Source organism: Nocardia sp. NPDC058497, from assembly GCF_042720195.1.
Lineage (GTDB): Bacteria > Actinomycetota > Actinomycetes > Mycobacteriales > Mycobacteriaceae > Nocardia.
In genome coordinates this window covers 1-2,922 of the sequence record NZ_JBHXMY010000535.1, presented here as the reverse complement: position 1 = coordinate 2,922, position 2,922 = coordinate 1, and the positions used below count along the sequence as shown (strand labels likewise).

Annotated in this window: 2 protein-coding genes; one reads left to right on the top strand and one right to left on the bottom strand. The window is 65.8% G+C overall.

What is annotated here, in order from left to right; genetic code table 11:
* Positions 1 to 108 precede the first annotated feature (108 nt).
* A complete protein-coding gene (locus ACFWPJ_RS26670; RefSeq protein WP_378855308.1) occupies positions 109 to 1,515 on the bottom strand; it encodes a class II fumarate hydratase in 1,407 nt (468 codons plus the stop codon).
* Positions 1,516 to 1,667: 152 nt separating this feature from the next.
* On the opposite strand from ACFWPJ_RS26670, the gene ACFWPJ_RS26665 reads away from it, so the two are divergent.
* Entirely contained in the window at positions 1,668 to 2,804 is a 1,137-nt protein-coding gene (locus tag ACFWPJ_RS26665) for a Fic family protein (protein WP_378855307.1), read from the top strand.
* Positions 2,805 to 2,922 lie beyond the last annotated feature (118 nt).

The following is a 2,922-nucleotide window of genomic DNA, read 5'->3' as shown; positions in this document are numbered from 1 at the left end:
CCCTCCGGCGCGCGCCGGCGCGGGCGGGCTGCGCCACTCGCTCTCTGTTTATTGTTGCCACACGCCCCCCCCCCCACCCCCCCCCGGCCGCCCCCCCCCCCCCTCGTCTCAGGAGTCGCGCTCCACGTTGGCCATCGCCAGCACGTCGAGTTTGCTGTCGAGCTCCTCGACAGAGAGCTTGTCCGGGGTGAGGCCGCGGTCGATCACCGTCTGGCGGATCGTCTTCTTCTCGCGCAGAGCCTGTTTGGCGACCGCGGCGGCTTCCTCGTAGCCGATGGCCGAGTTCAGCGGGGTGACGATCGACGGGGAGGACTCGGCGAGGGTGCGCAGGTGCTCCTCGTTGGCGACCAAGCCGACGACGCACTTGTCGGCGAAGAGGCGAGAGACGTTGGCCAGCAGGCGGATCGACTCGAGCAGGTTGCGGGCCATCACGGGGATGTACACGTTGAGCTCGAACGCTCCGCTCGCCCCGCCGAAGGCGATCGCCGCGTCGTTGCCGACCACCTGCACCGCCACCTGCGTGACCGCTTCGGGCAGAACCGGATTCACCTTGCCCGGCATGATCGAGCTACCCGGCTGCAAGTCCGGCAGCTGGAGTTCGCCGAGCCCGGTCAGCGGGCCCGAACCCATCCAGCGGATGTCGTTGGCGATCTTGGTGAGGCTGACCGCGATGGTGCGCAGCGCACCGGAGGCCTCGACCAGCCCGTCGCGCGCGGCCTGGGCTTCGAAGTGATCGTGTGCCTCGCGCAGCGCGTCGATTCCGGTGGTGCGCACCAGTTCCGCGACGACCTTGGTACCGAAGCCGACGGGCGCGTTGAGCCCGGTGCCGACCGCGGTGCCACCGATCGGCAGCTCGCCAAGGCGCGGCAGGGTGGCCAGCGCCCGCTCGATCCCCGCCTCGATCTGCCGGGTGTACCCACCGAACTCCTGACCCAGCGTCACCGGCACCGCGTCCATCAGATGCGTGCGGCCCGACGTCACCACGGTGCGCCACTGCTCCGACTTGTCCAGCAGCGCGATCCGCAGATGTTCCAGCGCCGGAACGAGATCGGTGATGAAGGCCTCGGTAGCGGCCAGATGCGTGGCGGTGGGGAAGGTGTCGTTGGACGACTGCGACATGTTCACATCGTCGTTGGGGTGCACGCTCACGCCGTTCCGCGCGGCGATCGAGGCGATCACCTCGTTGGCGTTCATGTTGGAACTGGTACCCGACCCGGTCTGGAACACATCGATCGGGAACTGATCATCGTGCCGCCCCTCGGCGATCTCGTTCGCCGCGGCGACAATCGCGTCGGCCTTTCCCGGATCCAGCAGCCCCAAATCCTTGTTGACCTGCGCACAAGCAGCTTTCAGCAGCCCGAGCGCCCGAATCTGCGCCCGCTCCAACCCCCGCCCACTGATCGGAAAGTTCTCCACAGCCCGCTGCGTCTGCGCCCGCCACAGTGCGTCCACGGGAACCCGAACCTCACCCATCGTGTCGTGCTCGATGCGGTACTGCACGTCGTCATCAGCCATGTCTCTGACACTAGGGCGAGATCAGCGCGAATGGTGTCGGCACACCAGCGGAAAATCCCACACTCCGGTGCGGAATACGCGGGTGGTCAACGCTGCCCTCGGCGCGATGGCGATGCGTTGACGTAATGATCACGTCAATGCATCATAGAGGGATGTTGTATCCGACACCGCAGCTGAACAGCCAGGACGAGACGGTCCTGGCTGAGGTCGACAGCATGCGGGACCGGCTGCGGCACCAGGTGCAGAGCGTCCCGGCGAAGTGGGCCGGCGGCCTCCGGAAGTTCCTCACCGCTGACGCCGTGGCGGCGTCGAACTCGATCGAGGGATTCAAGGTCTCCACTGTGGATGTCGAGGACCTGATGGCTGGTGAGCAGGACGTCGATGTATCCGACGAGGATCGCGAGGAGACCCTGGCCTACCAGCGGATGATGACCTACCTGCAGACGCTGCACGACGCCCCGGACTTCCGTTTCAGCAAGGGGCAGTTGAACGCGCTGCACTGGATCCTGCAGGGCCACCGCCACACATCCCGCAAGCCCGCCGGTCAATGGCGCTCCGGTCCGGTCTACGTAACCGACGCGCGAGACCCCAGTATCGCGGCCTATACAGCTCCCGACGCCGAACAGTTACCCGCCCTCGCGGACGAACTGATGGCCTGGCTGAACACTCCCGACGACACGCACGCACTCGTCCGAGCGGCAATGGCTCACCTCCACCTGGTGTCGATTCACCCCTGGTGTGACGGCAACGGCCGAATGTCGCGGTCCTTGCAGACCCTGCTGATCGCGCGGGAAGGTGTACTGGCACCGGAGTTCTCGTCGATCGAGGCCTGGCTCGGTCGCCCAGGAAACACCTGGGAGTACTACCAGGTGTTGGCCCGCCGCGGCGCCCACTACCGACCTGATCAGGACGTCTCCGAATGGATAAGCTTCAACCTGCTCGCCTATCACCAGCAGGCGCAGACCGTGCACGCGAGGTTCGAGCGGTCGGGCCGGGTATGGGAACAATCGTCGGAGTTCGCGGCGCAGACCGGACTTGACGACCGTATCGTCTCCGCCCTCCATGATGTGGCGATGGCCGGGCGAGTTCGCAGGTCACGGTACGGGGCAAGCGAAGGGCTGAGCGTGCAGCAGGCCCAACGTGATCTGAAGGTGCTGGCGCAGCGAGATATTTTGCAGCCTGTCGGGCGAACGAGAGCGCGCTATTACATTGCGGGTGAGAGATTTCCGCAGAACGTATTGGATACGGCCCGAACCCCGACCAGTCTGGTGGATCCCTATCGGCCATAGTGTGCACGTGCTGGGCGTCGGTGCTACCGCCACCAGGGCATCGATCGAGGCTAAGTGACCTTCGCCTAATCCTGCCACTCGGTGACCTCGCATACGATCAGGCCTCTTCGTGCGCGTG

Excerpts from the sequence above, each read along its gene's own strand:
- ACFWPJ_RS26670 (WP_378855308.1), bottom strand. The coding sequence starts at position 1,515 with ATGGCTGATGACGACGTGCAGTACCGCATCGAGCACGACACGATGGGT.
- ACFWPJ_RS26665 (WP_378855307.1), top strand. The coding sequence starts at position 1,668 with ATGTTGTATCCGACACCGCAGCTGAACAGCCAGGACGAGACGGTCCTG.